This window comes from Rhodococcus sp. SBT000017 (genome assembly GCF_003688915.1).
Taxonomy (GTDB): Bacteria; Actinomycetota; Actinomycetes; order Mycobacteriales; family Mycobacteriaceae; genus Rhodococcoides.
In genome coordinates, this window is record NZ_REFU01000001.1 from 2,993,023 (window position 1) to 3,009,875 (window position 16,853).

At 63.6% G+C, this 16,853-nt stretch carries 17 protein-coding genes; 9 read left to right on the plus strand and 8 right to left on the minus strand.

What is annotated here, in order from left to right; translation table 11 throughout:
- Positions 1-2: 2 nt before the first annotated feature.
- A complete protein-coding gene (locus AYK61_RS13920; protein ID WP_121872742.1) occupies positions 3-1,031 on the plus strand; it encodes a hypothetical protein in 1,029 nt (342 codons plus the stop codon).
- Between the two features lie 101 nt (positions 1,032-1,132).
- Here the strand turns inward: AYK61_RS13920 and AYK61_RS13925 are convergent, their stop codons facing one another.
- Positions 1,133-1,540, minus strand: coding sequence for a hypothetical protein (locus AYK61_RS13925; RefSeq protein ID WP_121871197.1), 408 nt, complete (start codon positions 1,538-1,540; stop codon positions 1,133-1,135).
- Positions 1,541-1,739: 199 nt separating this feature from the next.
- Here AYK61_RS13925 and AYK61_RS13930 point away from each other — a divergent pair, with 199 nt between their 5' ends.
- From AYK61_RS13930 to AYK61_RS13955, 6 genes are all read left to right on the plus strand, one after another.
- Positions 1,740-2,717 (plus strand): bile acid:sodium symporter family protein, encoded by a 978-nt coding sequence (locus AYK61_RS13930; protein ID WP_121871198.1) that lies wholly within the window; start codon positions 1,740-1,742, stop codon positions 2,715-2,717.
- Between the two features lie 165 nt (positions 2,718-2,882).
- Positions 2,883-3,875 carry an NmrA family NAD(P)-binding protein gene (locus tag AYK61_RS13935; protein ID WP_121871199.1) on the plus strand — a complete coding sequence of 331 codons (993 nt, stop codon included), beginning with the start codon at positions 2,883-2,885 and terminating at the stop codon, positions 3,873-3,875.
- Complete coding sequence (locus tag AYK61_RS13940) at positions 3,872-4,657, plus strand: SDR family oxidoreductase (RefSeq protein WP_121871200.1); 786 nt, start codon at positions 3,872-3,874, stop codon at positions 4,655-4,657. Before AYK61_RS13935 ends, AYK61_RS13940 begins: the two co-directional genes overlap by 4 nt.
- 46 nt (positions 4,658-4,703) lie before the next feature.
- Complete coding sequence (locus AYK61_RS13945; protein ID WP_121871201.1) at positions 4,704-5,420, plus strand: TetR family transcriptional regulator; 717 nt, start codon at positions 4,704-4,706, stop codon at positions 5,418-5,420.
- A 16-nt stretch (positions 5,421-5,436) separates the two neighbouring features.
- Positions 5,437-5,871 carry a GNAT family N-acetyltransferase gene (locus AYK61_RS13950; RefSeq protein WP_121871202.1) on the plus strand — a complete coding sequence of 145 codons (435 nt, stop codon included), beginning with the start codon at positions 5,437-5,439 and terminating at the stop codon, positions 5,869-5,871.
- A 136-nt stretch (positions 5,872-6,007) separates the two neighbouring features.
- On the plus strand, positions 6,008-6,256 hold the full coding sequence (locus AYK61_RS13955; protein ID WP_220709118.1) for a hypothetical protein: 249 nt from the start codon (positions 6,008-6,010) through the stop codon (positions 6,254-6,256).
- A 7-nt stretch (positions 6,257-6,263) separates the two neighbouring features.
- On the opposite strand, the gene AYK61_RS13960 is transcribed toward AYK61_RS13955, so the two are convergent.
- The 6 genes from AYK61_RS13960 to AYK61_RS13985 form a co-directional block, all read right to left on the minus strand.
- Complete coding sequence (locus AYK61_RS13960) at positions 6,264-7,538, minus strand: Fic family protein (protein ID WP_220709119.1); 1,275 nt, start codon at positions 7,536-7,538, stop codon at positions 6,264-6,266.
- A 199-nt stretch (positions 7,539-7,737) separates the two neighbouring features.
- Entirely contained in the window at positions 7,738-8,526 is a 789-nt protein-coding gene (locus AYK61_RS13965; protein WP_121871203.1) for an EAL domain-containing protein, read from the minus strand.
- Positions 8,513-8,800, minus strand: coding sequence for a hypothetical protein (locus AYK61_RS13970; RefSeq protein WP_121871204.1), 288 nt, complete (start codon positions 8,798-8,800; stop codon positions 8,513-8,515). The genes AYK61_RS13965 and AYK61_RS13970 overlap by 14 nt, the downstream gene beginning before the upstream one ends.
- Complete coding sequence (locus AYK61_RS13975) at positions 8,785-10,062, minus strand: lipase family protein (protein ID WP_121872744.1); 1,278 nt, start codon at positions 10,060-10,062, stop codon at positions 8,785-8,787. The genes AYK61_RS13970 and AYK61_RS13975 overlap by 16 nt, the downstream gene beginning before the upstream one ends.
- 38 nt (positions 10,063-10,100) lie before the next feature.
- Positions 10,101-11,690: a GMC oxidoreductase gene (locus tag AYK61_RS13980; RefSeq protein WP_121871205.1), complete on the minus strand. Its 1,590-nt coding sequence runs from the start codon at positions 11,688-11,690 to the stop codon at positions 10,101-10,103.
- Between the two features lie 102 nt (positions 11,691-11,792).
- Positions 11,793-12,344: a TetR/AcrR family transcriptional regulator gene (locus AYK61_RS13985; RefSeq protein WP_121871206.1), complete on the minus strand. Its 552-nt coding sequence runs from the start codon at positions 12,342-12,344 to the stop codon at positions 11,793-11,795.
- A gap of 65 nt (positions 12,345-12,409) precedes the next feature.
- Between AYK61_RS13985 and AYK61_RS13990 the strand changes: the two genes are divergently transcribed.
- Positions 12,410-13,714, plus strand: coding sequence for a carboxylesterase family protein (locus AYK61_RS13990; protein ID WP_259468055.1), 1,305 nt, complete (start codon positions 12,410-12,412; stop codon positions 13,712-13,714).
- A gap of 7 nt (positions 13,715-13,721) precedes the next feature.
- Here AYK61_RS13990 and AYK61_RS13995 read toward each other — a convergent pair whose 3' ends face one another.
- Entirely contained in the window at positions 13,722-15,053 is a 1,332-nt protein-coding gene (locus AYK61_RS13995; protein WP_121871207.1) for an MCE family protein, read from the minus strand.
- A gap of 132 nt (positions 15,054-15,185) precedes the next feature.
- Here AYK61_RS13995 and AYK61_RS14000 point away from each other — a divergent pair, with 132 nt between their 5' ends.
- Positions 15,186-16,811 carry an FAD-dependent monooxygenase gene (locus AYK61_RS14000; RefSeq protein WP_183130278.1) on the plus strand — a complete coding sequence of 542 codons (1,626 nt, stop codon included), beginning with the start codon at positions 15,186-15,188 and terminating at the stop codon, positions 16,809-16,811.
- Positions 16,812-16,853 lie beyond the last annotated feature (42 nt).

Sequence of the window (16,853 nt, forward strand, 5' to 3'; positions counted from 1 at the left end):
CCATGACCCTCCGCTCCCGTCTGCTCACCGTTGCCGCAGCCGCCGCGATCGCCGTCGGCCTCTCTGCACCCGTCGCACATGCGGCCCCGCCTGCCGGACTCGGATTCACCGGCGGAGCGCCGTTTCTGACGCTCGACGACGCAACGCTGAACAACGAACTCGGTGCCGGACGCGACATCGGTGCATCGTGGGTACGGGTGGTGGTGAACTGGGCGGCAATCGAGACAGCACCGGGCGTCTTCGACTGGGGCAACACCGATCGCGTGATCAACGCTGCGACGGCGCAGGGCTACTCGGTACTGGCCGTGCTGGGTGGAACCCCCGGATGGGCGCAGGGTGGCATCGCCTCACCTCTGCCCGGCGCAGTTCCCCTGGATCCCAACGCCTTCGGCGCATTCGCCGGCGCAGCTGCGGCGCACCTCGGCGAGCGCGTCGACCACTACGAGGTGTGGAACGAGCCCAACATCCCGACCTTCTTCGCACCCGTCGACGCCGTCCGCTACACGAACATGCTGCGTGCGGCCTACCCCGCGATCCACAACGCCGACGCCGGAGCCACCGTGCTGAGCGCCGGATTGGCGACCACCATCAACGCCGGAGCCTGGACCACCGCGCCGGTGACCTTCCTGCAGCAGATGTACGCCGCCGGAGCAGGCGGATTCATGGACGCCGTCGCCATGCACCCCTACACCTTCCCCTTCACCGTCGAGAACGACCCCAACGGACAATGGGCACAGGTGGATCAGGCCTACGGCACGATGGTGGCCAACGGCGACGGTGGCAAGAAGATCTGGATCACCGAACTCGGCGCACCCACCGGCAACGGACCAATGGCCGTCACCGAGGACGCACAGGCCGCGATCATCGGCTCGAGCCTGGCAAAGGCGTCGTCGCTGCCGTACGTCGGCCCGGTATTCGTGCACTCGCTGCGTGACTCGGGCACCGACCCCGCCGATTCCGAGCAGAACTACGGACTGCTGCGCACCGACTTCAGCCCCAAGCCGGCCTACGACGTGGTGCGGGGTTCGTAGAGCTCGCCAATCTTGCTGGCGAAGCGCACCTCACCGTTCACGATCGCACCGTGCACGCGGGATTCCGCGCACTCGACTCGATACTGAACGCTCAGGTCCGGCTACTGCCGACTCCGATCGCGGGCACGCGCACGGAACTCGCCGATTGCGAGGACGGTCAACACAAACCCCAACAGGGTGAGGGGAACTTGGGCGAGCGGAGCGTCGATATCGAGTACGACGATCTGCCACACCACCCACGCGATGGTCACCAACCCCACCAATGCGACGCACACGGCAGCTTCGGAGGCGTCGACGAGCACGGCAGCCACGCAGATCAACGGTCCGAGACCGAGGAAGATCAGCACGAACAACCCGGATATGCGGTAGTCCCAGGTATGCCATTCAGGGAGCATTCCGACGTTCAGGCCCAGTGACCGCCCGCTGGGGTCGGAGACCAACGACAGTCCGTTGTACGTCCCGGCTGCGCCCAACAGGATCAGCAATGCCACCGTAGAGAGCTTCTTCACGGTGGCGTCATGCGTTCGTCGTCCTTCGGTTGTGGCCGGCAGCGGTTCACGTCAAGGTCGATACTGCCAGAACGAGTCCGATTGGTCTCGTTCTATTCGAGTGTCTGCATTGTGAGCACCTGCCCGTCGAGGCTGCCGCTAGGCTCGGTGGGTTGCGCGCCCGCCCTGGGCCGTGCCCCGACCGCACAGGAGACTCCGCATGCCCAAGCTGAAATCCATCAGCGAGTTCACCGGCAAGTGGTTCGCCCTGATCGTCGTGGCCGCAGGAGCACTGGCCCTGATCACTCCCGACACGTTCAGCGGCGGCACTCCGGCCGTTCCGTGGCTGCTGTCGATCATCATGCTCGGCATGGGAATGACGTTGCGGCTGTCCGACTTCGCCGTCGTCGCACGACGACCGTGGGCACTGTTGCTCGGTGTTGCCGCGCAGTTTCTCGCGATGCCGCTACTCGGTCTTGGCATCGCCAACCTGCTCGGCCTCTCTGCCGCACTGACCGCAGGGATGGTGTTGGTCGGTTCGGCTCCGGGCGGCACTGCGTCCAACGTGATGGTCTACCTCGCCAAGGGCGACACCGCGCTGTCGGTGGCCATGACATCGGTGTCCACCTTGCTCGCACCTATTCTCACGCCGCTGCTCGTGCTGTGGCTCGCCGGCGAGTTCCTGCCAGTCGATGCGGGCGGGTTGTTCGTCTCGATCCTGCAGATAGTGCTGGTTCCCGTCGTACTGGGAGTTGTTCTGCGCCTGCTGTTTCCCGCGGTGATCGACCGCATGCTCGACGCTCTGCCGCTGGTCTCGGTGGCGGGAATCACCGCGGTGGTGCTGTTCGTGGTTGCAGCCAGTGCACCGACATTGCTGTCCATCGGAGCCCTCATCGTCCTGGCCGTCGTGCTGCACAACTCGCTGGGACTCGCCGTGGGGTACGGCATCGGCAAGGCGTGCGGACTCGACGTCGCCAGCCGACGCGCGGTCAGCATCGAAGTCGGCATGCAGAATTCCGGATTGGCCGCGGCTCTGGCATCGGTGCATTTCAGCCCCGCGGCAGCCCTGCCCGCGGCCATCTTCTCGGTGTGGCACAACGTCTCGGGCTCACTACTCGCCAGCTACTGGTCTCGACGTTCGATCGAACCGCAGCCGGCCGAGCGACCAGCGGAGTCGACACGCACGACCACCGACTGAGGCTGGATTCCACTCCGAATCCGGTGCAGCTAGCCGCGCTCAGCGCGGTCAGCTGCACCGGATTTTTCGGTTCTGGGGTCGTAGCGCCCTTGCGTTATCTGCATTCACTATGCAATATTCGCAACAACGCTCCGCATCCGCCGAGCTCACCGTCGAGGAGGCCTCATGATCACAGTGACCAGTGCCGCGGGTGGTGTCGGCCGCTTGCTCGTCCGACAGCTCGCCATGCAGGACGTGCCGGTTCGGGCGGTGGTCAAGAACGGCGCGCAAGCTGCGACCACCCGCAAGGACGGGGCCGTCGAGGTTGTCGTAGGTGATCTCAGATCGGAGGACACGCTTCGTAGGGCTTTGGCCGGGGCCGACGTTCTCTACCACGCGGCACCGACCCAGATCATCGACGAGAAACCCATCATCGATCACCTGATCGAACTGGGACCGGCAAACAGGTTGCAGCACATAGTTTTCCATTCCGTGATCCATCCGAATCTGCACCAATTGACACACCATCACCAGAAGGACATCGCCGAAGGAATACTGCGGAACAGTGGAATCCCCACTACGGTGCTCAGACCGTCGCACTACATGCAGAACTACCTGGAAGTGTGGGAATTCCTGCAGGCCGGAGTCATGCCGTACCCGGTGTCACCGGACAGCGTGATGGGCGTTGTCGATGTCGCCGACGTCGCCGAAGCAGCCGCGAACATCCTCATCGACCCAACACCGCACACCGGGCGCGTCTACGACCTGTCCACGGTGGAACTGACACGACACGAGATGGCTCAGATCTGGTCCGATGTGCTGGGCCACCGGGTCACCGCCATTCGGATCCCCCCATCGTCGTTGACGAACCAACTGAACGTGCTGCCCGCACTCGCCTCGGTCGTCGGGCATGCAGTGCAATCGACGAAACTGAACTCCATCGGCCACCTCGTGCGCGGTGCCAAGGACGCGTCGAATCCTCGTGACATGAAGAATTGGCCCGCCGATGCACGCGAGGCGTACCGCACGATGATGACCCACTACGACGGCCACGGCCTCCCGGCCGGAGACCTGACGGTTCTTCCGACTCTGCTCGGTCACGCTCCGACGTCGTACGAGGAGTTCGCACGACGCTCGGCCGCTGAGCTCGGGCGCACGCCCGTCGGTTCGGACCGATGAACCGCCGAGATTCCCACTACCGGCCGGGCCGCTCCTTGGTGACCGGTGCAAGTTCGGGAATCGGTGCCGAGTTCGCCCGAGCACTGGCCGCCCGAGGCTCCGATCTCGTACTCGTCGCACGACGCGAAGACCGCCTGACCGCCTTGGCGAAGGAGCTCGAGCAAACCCACGGAATCCATTGCCGCACAGTGGCCTGGGACCTGTCCGAGGAAGCGAGCGGACGCCGACTGCGCGAGGTCGTGCCCGAGCAGATCGATCTCGTCGTCAACAATGCAGGGTTCGCGGTACAGGGACCGTTCGCAGACGGCGATGCCGAAAACTTCGAGCGCCTCATTGCCGTCGACATCCGTGCCGTCGTGGACATCTGCTCGGCGTTTCTCCCGGACATGATCGACCGCGGGGACGGAACAATCGTCAACGTCGCCAGCACGACTGCGTTCCAGCCCGTCCCGTCACTCGCGGTGTACGCCGCCGCCAAGGCATTCGTGCTCAGTTTCAGCCAGTCCCTGTGGTACGAAGCAGGACAACACGGAGTCAGAGTGTTCGCGCTCAATCCGGGCCCGACCCGCACCGAATTCTTCGACGTCATCGGAGACACCGCTGCAGCAGCCGGCAGCTACCAAACCCCGACCGAGGTCGTTGCTACTGCGATGCGCACACTCGACGCCAGACGGTCTCGCCCGCAGGTGATTTCGGGTCGACGAAACACTGTTCAGGCCATCGCGGCGGGTCTCGTCCCCGCGCGAGTTCTACTGCCCACCCTCGCGCGGATGCTCCGCTAGGTCCGAGCCGAACTCGGCACCTGACGAGGAATGTAGTGTCACGACCATGGCCAGGGTCTCCAGATTCACACTCGCCGATCGGCAGGATGCGGTCGCCCGTGCGTTCGGCGGTTCCGAGAGCCCGGCGGACGTGGCGACCTCGCTGGGTATCCACACCACGACGCTCTATCGCTGGGCCGGGTCTTCGGCTACCGACGAACCCGGGCCCGCAGCGGCCCGACTGATCGAGGCCACCCAGGAACTGCTGCAGGACGCCGACTACGCGGACATCACGATCGAAAGTGTCGCTCTCCGATGCGGTCTCGCACCGAGAACCGCGTTCCACCACTTTCCCACCAAACGTGAACTCTTCCAGGCCGCCGTCGACGACGCCGCCACCGTGCTGATCGGCCGCATTCACGAGAAGTCGGCGGCCGCCACTTGGCCGGGCACCCCACTCGAACAGCTGCAGACATTTCTTCGCATCGCGGCAGCGAGCATCTACGACACCCCACGCACTCACGTCCTGTTCCGCAATCTGGGAGTACCGAGATCCGAGGGCTCGGCAGAACGCTGGCACGACAGTTTCGTCGACGCGATCGCCCAACTGCTCCGTTCCGCCGTGGAAGCAGGGCAAATCCACAGCGACACAGATGTATTCGCTGCAGCCCACCTACTCACCGGTGCCATGCGGGGGATACACAGTGCGGTATTCGAAGGCGTGGATGCCGACACCGCTCTGGGCCTGGTCGAGAGAGTTCACCTCTTGATCCCACCTCGATGATCGAAGAAGGACCTCCATGTCGAATCTCCACCATGCTCCACTTGCAGGCGTCAACCCGAGCACCCTGTACCGCATCATGGCGCTTCGGGTCGAGGTGTTCGTACACGAACAGAAGATCGTCGACGAGGCGGAACTCGATGGTGCAGATATGCTTCCGACAACGGAGTTGTTCTGGATCCAGGACGAGAGCGGGGAGGTGTTGGCCACGCTGCGCGTGCTCGTCGACGACGCGGTCCACATAGGGCGCGTCGCGACCGCCGTTCAGGGTCGTGGCCGCGGCTATGCAGGAGAACTCGTCGAGGCCGCACTGACGGCATACCCCGGGGTGGTCGAGATCTCCGCGCAAGCGCACCTCGAAAACTGGTACGGGCGCTTCGGATTCGTTCGAGTGGGAGAGCAGTACCTGGAAGCGGGAATCCCCCACGTGAAGATGCTCACCCGCGCCGATTGAGTCTACGTCGTACTGGCGGACCGGCGCTCTCGGTACAGTCATCGTGACCCCCGAGGAGATGGCCGCGCAATGTTTGCTCCACTGTCGGGCTCGATGGGAGGGATTCCCGCCACGACGGTGTCGAGTGGAGCGTCAGTTGCAGGACACAATCCACCCTCGTCGTGGGAGAATCATCGCGCCGCTGATCAGCTACAACAACACCGGAAACCGCATCGCCGACGCCCAACGCGCGGCCGGCCTCCAGCCGACCTGCAGCTCGGTCGTGGGGCTTCTGCTCACCTTCGTCTTCGGACTGCAGAGTTTGTACTACCAAATGGAGCTGAACAAGATCACGGCGCGATACAACGACGTCGAGCAGGGAACGGTAGTCCCTCTCGCTGCCTGACGGTGTGTCATGCTTCGGTCAAGCGCTCATGCAGATCCGGGGCCGGTAAGAATACAAAAGCTTTCCCCCGCTTGACTTTGGTCAGGAACCCGCGTCGCTCGAGGTCGTAGAGATCGCTACGTGCAGTTTGCATGGCAACGCCGTGTGTTCGCTGATGACTGTTCACGGTGTAGTCGTTCGCCGCGTTCTTCACCGCACCTTCCAGCAGATTTATTTGCCGGTGATTCAGTTCGCCGTGCGCTCCCGAGAGCCAATCCCGCGCTGACGCCAGTTCCGATGCCTTACGTTCCAAATGTTCGTTCAAATCGTTCAACGCACGTTGGATGATTCCCAGGTGATAGATGATGAAGTGCGTCAGATCGCCACCGTCATCTTCTGACAACAAGAATGACCGGGCATATTGCGCGTGTGCCGTGTTCAATATTCGAGATATTGTCAAATATTCAGTCAGCCAGTAGCCCTGCTTAAGCATGCTCCAGTAGAAGAGCGCACGTGCTGTGCGACCATTTCCATCCTCGAAATAGTGGTCGTATCCCGCCATGAAGTGCACTGTGAGTGCCCGAACTACAGGCGGAACATACGGATCCGATTCGGGACCGGCGTTGGCAAATTCACACAGGGTCTGCAACCGACCAGGCAGTTCGTCCACCGGAGGCGGCGCATGAAGGACTTGATCCTGCTCGCCGTAGACCCTCACCCGATCGGCTGGATCGGGATCACTTTGGATGGTGCCGGCTGCATCCGGGTTGTCCAGCGTCCCGTCCGTCACGATCCGATGAAGCTCACATATCGCTTCAGGCGTGAACTCCGCATGCTGGTTTTCGGAAATGTGCTGCATCGCATGAAAGTTGTTCAAAATCATCTGTTCGCTACGATTTCGCGGCCGGGACTTGTTCTTGATCATCTTCTTGGCATCGCGACGACTTGTAACTGCGCCTTCGAGCTGACTCGATGTGATCGCTTCCTCGATGAGCGAACTGACGACGTACTTGTTCTTTGTCGCCGAGTTGGTGATCTCTTCCGGCGCAGCAATTTGACCACTGGCTCGTTTGGTCACATCGTCGAGCAGCCTGAGCACCTGGTCCGGTAGGGCGTAGGAGAAGAACGTACCGTCGACGCTCTGAAGTGGGAGCGGTCGCAGCAAGCTCGATCGCGCCACCTTCACCCCGAACCACCACTCCTCGTGGGTCAAGCCCTCAGGGGGCGTCTTGTACCGCAACCTGTCCCAGGCCATGTACTCACCGGTGGCTACATCGCTCGTGAGCTGCATGATCTCGAACATGCGCGCGGAATTGTCCGACAGTTGAATTTTCCGCGCAATCGACTCGAAGGATGGCGGCGGCGCGGGTGTCTTGATGATGCCTCCTCGTTCGACTAATTTGCACCTAGCACCGGTGAATTTAGGCCGTGTAACTCGACCAGACATCCCAGTTAACACCTAGCTTACGCCTAACATCGCCTAAATTAGGCGGAAGTAGTAGTCAGTCCCGCGTGAACTGATGCATCGCTGCAGGGCGACCCAATCGATAGCCCTGCAGCAAGTCGGCCCCGATCGACGTGGCGACTTCGAGATCGTCGTCGGTCTCGATGCCCTCGAACACGCAGCGCGCGCCGGTCTTTCGCGCGAATTCCAGGATCAGTTCGGCCACCACCATCTTGATCCTGTTCTCCCTCATGCCGTGCACGACGAATGCGTCGAGCTTGATGACATCGGGTTCGAGCAGCACCAGGTGACGCAGACCCGCGTAGCCCGAGCCCACATCGTCGACGGCGATGTCGACGCCGCCGCGTCTGAGTTCGGCCAGCACCGCCAGCACCCCGACCTCGTCGTCGATGGTGGCGTGCTCGGTGATCTCCACGATCAGGTGCCGCTTTTGCCCGAATTCGACGAGATGTCCCACCAACGAGAAGTCGGCCAGTAGTGTTGCGGCACAGAGGTTCACAGCAAGGAACGATCCGTGCGGGAGCTGAGCGGACTCCTTCAGGGCATTCATGACGGCAGACGTGTCGAGAGCTGCCCCGAGTCCACAGCACACGGCGTCGGCGAACCACCTCTCGGTGGTGCCGCCGCCTTCCGGAAAACGTGAGAGAGCCTCGTATCCCTCGATCGCGCCGTCGACGGCGCGAACGATCGGCTGAAAGACGATGGTCGCGCCGTCGACGGCGCGAACGATCGGCTGAAAGACGATGGTCGGACCACCCGAGTCGATGACAGCCCGGATGCGACGCGATACGTGTCGCCGGTGGGAGGCGTCCCTAGTCGGTAGCACGGGCCCGCAACGGAATGACCGGACAGAGTGTCACCGACACCGCACTCCCTCTGATCGACCTGCTCACCGCCGAGGGATCGGACTCTCCCAAATCGAGAAGGAGTGCGTGCACACGCCTCTCGTTTTGAGGCCAGGTGAGGCCGAAGGCGTCGGCAACGGCGAGATAGTCGTTCACCCGTTGCGCGGCGCTCAGCGCGCCGTCGATACGGTTGCGGCGATAGAACTCTCGCATCTCCCGCCATCGCCAGCGGTCGATGATCAGTCGAAAGTACATGCTGCCAAGGGACGATCGGCGAACCTGTCCATCAAGAACTGGGCAGCTTCTCCACCGTAGCCGTCGATCAGCTGCGGCCCGAAGTGGTTCGGCAACACCGCACCCTGCAGAATCGGCGGCAATGGGTTGCTGTTGAACTGCACGGTCGCACCGCGACCGCACCAGTCGTCCGCCAACTGCCGGGCCTGCCCGTACGGCACTGTGTCGTCGTTGATTCCGCTGGTAATCAACACCGGAGCGTTGAGTGTGCGTCGACCGATGCGTTGCTCGTCGAAGATCTCACCGGCCTGGGGAATGGCGCGAAGGTTCTCGAGCATCGACTTGCCGTCCTTCGTCAACGACTCCGTGCGCAGAAACGGATGCTCGAGAATGGTGTCGCCGATGCATTCGGTCGACAGTTCGTTCAGCACCGCCTTGCCGTGATCGGTGAGCCTGCTATCCACGAGCGGCTTCAACGTGGGGTCCCGCTCGATGAAACCGTTGAGGGCATAGCCGATCACACCGCCGATCAGGGTGCCGTCGACCGTCCCCAACACATCCAGAAGGTCCGCCGTCGGTGCGCCGGCCCACGTTCCCTTCAGATCGAGTTCCGGTGCGTACTCCGACGCGAGTTCGGCGGCGGCCGCTGCGGCACCACCGCCCTGCGAGTAGCCCCAGATTCCGATGGGCGCGTCCGCGTCACCCGCGAGTTCGAGTGCGGCGCGGGCACCGTCGAGCACCGCATGACCTTGCTCCGGCCTGTTCACGTAGGTGTGGATACCGGGCGTTCCCAATCCGATGTAGTCCGTGACGAACACGTTCGCGCCCATCGACCCCCACAGCGCCGAGGACAACAGTTCCTGGTTGAACGAGATCGACAATGGTTGCGTCACAGCGTTGATCGAGGTCGGGAAGGCTCGCGACGGTGCGCACTGGTCTCCCTGACCCATCGTGCCCGGTGCCACGACGATCGTCGGACGCGGGCCCGCACCTCGCCACGGCACCTCGGTGTCGATGAACGTACCCGTCACCCCGACGGGCGCACCGTCCTGCGTGCGGGAGGTGTACATGACGCGCTGTGCCTGCGCCGGATACACCCCGTCCGCACCGGGCAGAGCGGCGAACAACGACATCGGTTGCGTCCGAACGACGGACCCCGGGTTGTCTTCGAGTTGCGCAGGTGGCACGTAGAAGTCGTCGACGGGATCGGCATGCGCAGTCGAGGTACCGAGCGCGGTCACCGACGATGCCAGCAGTGCGGTGCCCACGAGAACACGAATCATGGTGCGATACGGGTACATCGGTCTCTTTCTTCCGAGTGTCAGATGACGGTGCCGAGGTCGCGAGCGACGATGTTGTCCAGTGCTCGTTCGGCGAGCGCAGCGATGGTCATGGACGGGTTACAGGCCGCGGTGTTGCCGGGCATCAGGGCACCGTCGAGCACATACAGTCCGCGTTGGCCGTGTACGCGGCCGTCGAGGTCGCACACCGGGCCCATGTTGGCCCCGCCCAACGGATGCCAGGTGGATGGAAACAGCGCATTGGTGTCGGTGAGAATGCTGCCGGTACCGGCGATGCGACGAACCGTCGGGTCGATGGATCCGTCCTGAATGACGGAGTCGCCGTTGGCCGGCCAGTGCAGCTGGGCCTGGTCTTGCGCCGAGTCGTAGCCGAAGTGGCCGCGCCCGTTGCTGACTCCGTAGCCGACGAGCATGGTGCTGCGGGCGTCGAAGGACAGTGGTGGTATCGATGCCTGGATGACGGTGTGTGCAGTGCGCGGGTCGTCCCAGTTCAAGCTGCCGAACACCACCGGACCACCCTGCGGCGCACCGAATTGCTGCTCGATACTGGACCACACGTAGATGCGGTCGGCGTTGGTGCCCCAGCCCTGCCCGAGTTCGTCCGGCAGATCGGGAATGGCTCCGGTGGCGCTCGCGCGGACGAGCATCTTGGTGGTGTTGAGGCTTCCCGCCGCCATGATCAGTGCACCGGTGGTGAGGATCTTGTTCTCCAACACCGTTCCGTCGGAATCGATTCGGTCCACGTGGACGACCCAGCGGCCGTCGGCAGCGCGCTCGACATACGTGACGTTGTGCTGTGTTGCCACGGTTGCCCGACCGGTCGCCTCAGCGGCCGCGATGTAGGTGACGTCGACAGAATGCTTGCCGCCGTTGTTCACTCCGAACGCGCCCGCACCGTTGGTGTACGACGGCGTCATCACCCCGCGCGTCTCGTCGAGCGCGTAGTTCCAGTCGATCGGCATCGGAATCTTCGACACCGGCAGCCCCGCTCGACGCGCACTGTCCGCGAATACCCGCGCCGCTCGATAGTTGGGAGTGTCGATCAACTCGTCCGGGGCCTGCGCGAGCTGCAGCATCCGCGCGACCCGGGGATAGTGGACTGCATTCAACCTCGTCCAGTCGAGCTCGATCGGAAAGTGTGTCTCGAACACGGCCTGCGACGGCTGCAGCGTCATTCCCTGATAGATCAGAGATCCGCCGCCGACACCCGCGGCGCACAGCGCGGTCATGTTGTCGCCGGGGACGGCCTCGAGCAGACCGACGTACGGATCGAACGGAACGGGCCTACCGAACAGATTGGGGCTCGAGCCGTACCACAGCATTCTCTTGTCCGGCGCGGTCGCGTTGGGGAAGGTATTCGCATTCGGCCCTGTGGGCCAACGCCTTCCGCGCTCGAGCACCAGAACGGGTATGCCGGCCTCGGCCAGACGCAACGCCGCGACGCCACCGCCGAATCCCGATCCGATCACAACGACGCGATGGTCCTCACGGGTCAGCGAAACCTGAGTTCTGGAGCCGGTGGCTGCGCGGGCCACGCCGGTACCCGCCACTGCAGCCAGGCCGGCCACCGCAGTAGCGCCCAGAAATGACCGACGATTCAGCTTCGACACGTTCCCCCCACAGTCGCGGATGCGCACGCACAGAGACTCGGGTCACACGTACGCGCCGTGCAAAACTAGACAGAAGAGCCCACAGGTGTCAAGTTTTCCGGGCTAACCAAAACGCAGGACGGGAATCAACCAGCGCTCGAGATAGTGACGCAAACCGTCGTCCTCGTGAATGGAGGGGTCGTCGAACAGGATCACCGACAGACCCACCCGCACGATGACCCCGTCGATACCGTCGAACTGCCCGGAGTCGAAACCTGGATTGCGCTCGACGTAGCCGTCGAGGAACTGACGAACCACCGGTAGCGCCCGATCCATCATGTCCGCGTCGAACAGCGGGTTGGCGTTGCCCGAGCGCAACAACGAATTGAGCACCGGTTCGCGCCGAATGAGATTGCGCGCGGCGACGATCGTCTCGACGATGAACTCCGTCGGAGTCTCGGCCTGATCGGCCTTTTCCCTGATGCCACCCAGGACCTCGACGATGAGCCCCACCATCGCCTCGGAAATGACGTCCTCGCGGGTGGTGAAGATCGAATACACCGTCTGACGCGTGACACCAGCAGCACGAGCCACGGCCGCGATCGTGACGCCCTCGAAGCCGGACTCGGCGATCAAGCCGAGTGTGGCGTCGAGAATCTTCTGCTTGGACCGCATGGTCCGATTATGACGCCACGGGCGGACGATATGCTCACGCTGTTCGACACAGGGGGGTTCTGGACTTGAACGACGAGACAACGGCCGGATCGACGCGGCGAACGATCACGGGCACCACCAGCGGAGATCTCGAGACAGTCGAATTCGACGGGCTGATCCACGCACGGGGAATCCCCTACGCCACCGCCACACGCTTTCGGCGGCCGGAACCGGTCGACACCCCGGGCACGACGCGCGACGCCACCCGCCGCGGTCCGGCCTGCGTTCAATTGCCCTCCCGGCTCGACAATGTCACCGGTCCGATGATCGACCGGCTCGAACAGAGCGAGGACTGTCTCGTACTGTCGGTGACCGCTCCCGCTGCGGCCGAGGGACTTCCGGTCATGGTCTGGTTGCACGGCGGCGGCTACGTCTCCGGCGGCGGCGAGGCCGAGAAGTACGACGCGGACCAGCTCGTTCGGGAGGGCGTCGTGGTCGTCAGCGTCACCTTCAGGCTCGGCGGCTTCGGTTACCTGACCCCGAAAGAGTCGGGAGACAGCAACATCGGTGTTCAGGATCAGATCGCGGCACTGCGCTGGGTGTCGACCAACATCGCTCGATTCGGCGGCGACCCGACCACTGTGACCCTGTTCGGTCAGTCCGCGGGCGGCGATGCCATCCTCTCGCTGATGGCCTGCGAGGCGGCCGCAGGGTTGTTCTCGCGAGCAATCGTGCAGAGCGCACCGCTCGGCTTGCGCTCGGGCCGTTCGGCGCTGTACGACACGGCACGAAAGGCTTTCGCGAGTCGGTTCTCCACGGACCCGGCCACCGCACCTGCGTCGGAGGTGCTCGATGCAGAGCGAGCCGTGACTCAGGCCGTGCGCAGGTTCGGCGCCGCGGGCGGAATGCCGTTCGGGCCGGTTGCTCACCTAGAGCCACTGTCCGGTGACCCCGACGCCGCCCTACGCAAGACAGCCACTCGCGTCGAACTGCTGATCGGTCACACCAGGGACGATGCTGCGCCGTTCGTCGACATCGTGTCGAACATGCTGTGGCTGAACAGGTTCGGTGTTGTCAGTTCGGTGCTCACCGCTCCGGTCGTCCGTCTCGTCACCAACATGCTGTTCGGTGTGGATTCGATGGTGAAGATGTGGCACCGCGCCGGTGGACGGGTCGCTTCGTACCGAGTCGACTGGGCACCGAAAGGTGCACCGTTGGGGGCATGTCACTGTATCGAATTGCCGTTGCTGTTCGGTGACGCGTGGTCGGACGCGCCCATGCTGGCCGGCCACACACCGCCGACGGCGTTGGCCGCCAGGGTACGTCGGACATGGGCAGCATTCGCCAGAGAAGGAGTGGCCGGGTTGCCTGCCCGCTCGCTGGTGTTCTGACAGAGCCCTACTTCAGCTCGATCTGATTTCCTCTCATCGCCGGTGCTCCCAATGCCGTTGTCCAGGAGGGAATGTCCGAGGGCGAGATCCCCAGCCTGTTGGCGTAGACGACGTCGAGGGTGCTTCGCTCGACATCGGATCCGGCGTATGCGGCCGGTGTCGCAGGAAACACCCGTTCGTTCGCGGTGATGCCACCTGCATCCTGCGGCCCGGGGTTGCGCGACGGCACCTGATACGAACCATCGTTGAACGAGCCACCCGGATACTGCGGGGCGTTCTCGCCGCTGCCCGGAACTACGCTCTGATGACACTGTGGCCCACGGTCGTCCAAGAAACGAGGCTCGTCCTGGTTCGGCAGGTAGCGCCCCTTGGGATTGACGAACTCCGCTGTTCCCTGGATTCCGGGGAACTCGTTTTCCGTGTCGAGCACTTCGGGAATCTGGGGCGTCACGGCGACGATCTGATCGAGGAAGCAGTCGACGGTCGGGATGTACTCCTCGAGCGTTTCGAGCAGCTCCCGTGAATCGGCCGCCAAGCTGATGATGTTTTCGGAGTTGGCCGCGAGGAAGTCCGCAGTGGTCGAGGAACTCGAGGTCAGCGACGCGATCAGGGTATCGATCGCGGGGCGGCGTTCGACGACCGTGTTCCCCGTGACCCGGAGGTTGTCGAGAGCGTCGACCACTGACGGCAGGGCGTCGGAGTAGGTGTCGGCGAGGTCTGCAACACCTCGAATATCCTCCTGGAGCGACGGCATCTCTGCGTTCACCTGCGCGAAGATGTTCTCGAGCCGATCGATCGTGGAGCCCAGTTGCTCACCTCGCCCGGAGAGTCCTTGCGCCAGCGCACCGAGGGTATTGGCCAGGTCCTGAGGAGGGACGGCCTCCAACAACGGCAGCAGTCCGTCGAGCAACACTCCCACCTCGATCGCGTTACCGCTGACGTCCTGCTCGAGCACCGAACCGTCGACGATCGGGTCGGCTGGGCCCGCGGGATCGAGCAGGGCGACGTACCGCTCCCCGAAGAGCGTCTTGGGCAGCAAACGCGCGGTGGCGTCGGATGTGATCGCCGTGGCGTAGGACGGCGTGATCGCCAGATGCGCGACGACGACACCATCACGCGCAGTGGTCGAATCGACATGCCCGACAACGACACCACGAAACTTGACGTCCGCGCGTTGCGGCAGCGCGTTGCCTGCGGAGTTCAGGATCAGGTCGACGTGGACTGCGTCGTCGAACGTTCCGTCGTACCGGGTGACGCTCCATCCGATGAACAGAGCCAACGCCACGAAGAACGCGGCACCGAGCGGGATGGTGGTCGAGCGTCGGTGCGCCTCGATCATGTCGAGCCCTTGCAGCCTGAGTGATTCATGCCATACTCCTTAGGGAATGACGTTATCGTCACGCATGGCGGTATCGTCAGTCAAGTCCCCCGGCACCCTGTCGCGCACAGTCGCCCAACTTCGAGGAACAACATGACCAGCAGCAACGACGTCGGCTCCCCCACTCTCGATGTGGACGTCGTCATCATTGGATTCGGCCCCACCGGAGCAACCGCCGCCAACTTGCTGGGCCAGCGCGGTATTCGCACCGCCGTCGCCGAGCGCGACGTCTCCATCTATCCGCGCCAACGTGCGATCGCCTCGGACGAGGATGCCCACCGGGTGTGGCAAGGCCTGGGACTGTTCGACGACATGCTCGCCACGATGTCGACCGACGTCCGGGTGCACTTCAAGCACGGCGACAAGACATTCCTGTCGATGACCTCGTCGCAGAGCCACGACCAGGGTGTTCCCGGCATGTGTTACTACCATCAGCCCGAGCTCGAACGTGTTCTGCGGCAGGGCATCGAGCGGTTCCCTTCCGTCACCGTCATGCCGGGGTACGACGCGATCGACCTGGTGCAGGACGAGCAGAGCGTGACCGTCACACTTCGCCCGGCCGACGGGAGTCCGGACCGGACCATCACCGGCCGCTACGTGATCGCATGCGACGGTGGTTCGAGCTCGATCCGCAAACTTCTCGGAATTGCTCTGCCCGGCAAACACATCGAAGAGCCGTGGTTCGATATCCAACTGCGAGCGTGGTACGACCTGCCCGTCGATGCTCCGCTGGACTTCACCTTCATTTCCGATCCCCATCGCCCGGGCGTCGACTGCCCATGCCCCATGGGATATCACCGCGTCGAATTTCGGGTCAACAAGGGCGAGACCGTCGAGCAGCTGCAGACCGAGGAGGGCCTACGCGGCCTGCTGGCCGAACGCGGGATCGACTACGACCAGGTGGAGATCTACCGGAGCTGGGGTTACACCTTCCACATCCGCCAGGCCGAACAGTGGAGAAAGGGGCGGGCCTTTCTGGCCGGCGACGCCGCACACATCATGCCGCCGTTCGCCGGGCAGGGCGTCTCGTCCGGAGTCCGCGACGTGGCGAACCTGTGCTGGAAACTCGATGCAGTCCTCAACGCCCACGCGAGCCCGAGCCTGCTCGACACCTACGAGCCGGAACGCCGACCGAACGTGCAGCAACTGACCGACTTCTCGTTGCGAATCGGGAAGTTGGTGATGCTCGAGAACCCCACGGCAGTCCGCATGCGAGACAGCGTGATTCGTGCAGCCATGAAGCTGCCGACCCTGGGCCCCCTGATCAAGAGCAACGGACTCAAACCTCGATACCAACTCGGGACCACGGGCGGGTTCTTCGGCCGTACCGCGTTGCGACGCAGCCCCCGTGGAAGTTTCATCGCTCAGCCCTGGGTCACGGGATCGGATCTGACCCCGGTGCGTTTGGACACCGTGCTGGACAACAAGTGGACCTGGGTGGGCTTCCCATCGGCACCGATTCCGACGCCTCTCGCCGAAGCCGGTGTGCACGAAGTGAAACTCGAATACTCCTCTGCCGTAGCCGTCCACGACGTGGCTGCCGGACACTACGTGGACAGCGAGGGCACATTGGAGCGGCAGATGCACCGATCGCGAGCACGGGGTTTCCTCGTTCGGCCCGACAAGTTCATCTACGCCAGCGATCGGGAGATCTCGTCGGACGACTACGCCCGGGTGGCGGCGGTCGTCGAGGGACTACAGCTCAGCGGCACCGCTTAGCGCAGTAGTCCGAGACGCAGACAGGGAGTGGTTGTCGCAGAA